We start from the raw sequence: 2,396 nt of genomic DNA, 5'->3' as shown, positions 1-2,396 counted from the left end.
AGCTAAGCAATTGGGTTGGAGCAACGAGCAAGCTCATAACTATGCAGAGCAAGAGTTTTCTTACGACTTACAAATGACTTTACCAAAAGATGAAATGGTTGATATTTTTAACGAGCTTATTTTAGCGGGTAAACAAGTAACGGTTGCATCAGACACCTATTATACAAAAGATCAGGTTACGCTTATGCTGGCTAAGGTGGGAATTAGCGTGGGCTTTGATTTACTTGTATCTAGCGATTTAGGTAAACGCAAAGATAGTGGCACGCTATGGCAACATATAAAAGAGAATTTACCCGAGGGGCAAAGTTTTATACATGTTGGCGATAACGCCGTGGCTGATGCACAAATACCTGGTGACTTTGGTTTGCAAAATTTGCACATTTTAAACCCGCTTGATAAATGGCAGGCTGGTGGCTTTATTAACCCCTTTGTAGGTGAACAAGGTTTAAATGAAGCACAAATATTAAAATGGGGCCCGCTTGTTAGCGACTTTGGCCGATTTGGATTTTTAGGTGAGTAGTATTTAATGTTTGAAACTTTATATTTGCATGTGGGCTGGTCTAAAACTGGCACATCGGCAATTCAGTACCAGCTTGATTTACAGCAAAGCGAACTAAAAGCGCAAGGGGTTTTATATTCTAAAACACTGCAAATGAACGACCAAGCGCATCATCACTTTGCGTTAGCATTTGCGCCAATACATGGTTACCCTGCTAAATATAAAATACCAGAAGTACTGGATATGTTGGAGCAGGAAATGCTAAAGGAAGGTTGTCATTCGGCTTTGGTTTCGAGCGAGCTTTCTCCTTTTTATTTTAATAACCCACGTTTTAGCCAGTGGGTAGCTAAATTTAAAAAAGTAGTGGTGATAGGCACGGTAAGGCGCCAATCTGATTTGCTACTCTCTTTATTTAACCAGCTTGTAAAAGACCCGCATGTAAGGTTTAAAGGGCGCTTTTTTCAAATGGCTATTAATAATTTCCCTAAGTTAAATTACTTTCAGCAACTTAATAGGTGGGTGCCTAAAGTAGGTAAGGAAAATATTTTAGTAGTGCCTTATAGCGATACTATTGTTGATGACTTTTTAGCATTATTTAATTTAAGCCTTAAAAGTACACATGATAACGTTGTAGTTAACCCTTCATTGCCAACAAGTGCATTAATGTTAATGCAGGAGCGCACTGTGCACGTTAGTGATGTACCTCAGTATACTCATATACGCGACAATCTTATTAGTGAAGTAAGCAACAAGGCTGTTGATGACAAACCAAAGCGCGTGTTTTTAACTGCGGGTGAGCTTAGGGCTATTGATAATAACTTTAATGGGCCGAATAAGCGTGTTGCAAAGGAGTTTTTATCTCAAGATGAATTGTTTACTGAAAAGGTTTACAAAGATATTCAGGCTTACTAAGGCTATTAATTTATTATGCACTATAAAGTTAAGCTAGTTGCGGTAGCAAAAGATGAGTCTGCTTATTTAGCTGATTGGGTTCAGCACCATTTGTTTTTTGGCTTTGCTGCAATACATGTTTATGTAAACCGAACAAGTGATGATTCTGCTAAGGTGTTAGGTAGCATTAGTCAATTACATGATAATGTTACTTTTAGCGATGCTGATTGGATTGATCAGCTTCCCCCGCCATCTAGGAAAAACTTACAACACATATGTTATATGCAGGCACTAAGTTCTATTGAACCTGAGATTACGCATGTACTATTTTTAGATATTGATGAGTATTGGGTTTCACAGCGTTACACTTGCATAAATGATTTCTTAAAAAGTTGTGATAAAGGCCAAGATCTAACAGTGTTTGAGTGGCTTAATGAAGGCGCTGTAGCTAGATCATTTTTAGCGTTGCCACAAACATTAACGGGCAAAGTACATGCTTTGGGTAAAAGCATGATTAATGTTTGTTCTATAAATAATATAGAACAAATACGTTTACATGTGCCGGTAATGAAAGCGCTAAGTAATATAGCGTTAGTTGATGGAACTGCGTTTAAATGCCAGCCAAATTTGCCTCAGCATGTAGCTGTGAGTATTAATTCATTTAAGCATACGTTTATTTTTCATAGAATGTTTAGATCTGAGGTGGAGTATTTAGCTGCTTTGTATCGTGGTAACCCAGAAGAAGGTTTTCCTATTAAGTTAAACCGAAATGGGTATGGCTACATTAATAATGAAAACATTAAAAGTTGTAGTTTTGAACATCAACTTTACGCAGAATATATTGAAAATAAAAAGCAGTTTTTAAACGAATGTAATATTACTAAATATATTTTGAATGCGCAGACAACGATTGAAAAAAACGCAGAGCAATTAAAGTTAATGTTACCTAATTTACTTGCTAAAAAACCGCAGGCAGTGGCAAAAGTGCTTAGTAATTTAACAGATG

Annotated in this window: 3 protein-coding genes; all 3 read left to right on the top strand. The window is 36.9% G+C overall.

The features are described from left to right. The coding region (locus H5072_RS17035) for an HAD-IA family hydrolase (RefSeq protein WP_182694217.1) at nucleotides 1-520 on the top strand (520 nt) is incomplete at its 5' end. Between the two features lie 6 nt (nucleotides 521-526). Next, nucleotides 527-1,411, top strand: a complete 885-nt coding sequence (locus H5072_RS17030; RefSeq protein ID WP_182694216.1) for a hypothetical protein — start codon at nucleotides 527-529, stop codon at nucleotides 1,409-1,411. A gap of 15 nt (nucleotides 1,412-1,426) precedes the next feature. Continuing rightward, the coding region (locus tag H5072_RS17025) for a glycosyltransferase family 2 protein (RefSeq protein WP_182694215.1) at nucleotides 1,427-2,396 on the top strand (970 nt) is incomplete at its 3' end.

The organism is Pseudoalteromonas sp. SR45-5 (assembly GCF_014163565.1).
Lineage (GTDB): Bacteria > Pseudomonadota > Gammaproteobacteria > Enterobacterales > Alteromonadaceae > Pseudoalteromonas > Pseudoalteromonas distincta.
Note: the sequence above shows the minus strand (reverse complement) of the source record. Positions and strands in the feature narration are given on the sequence as shown.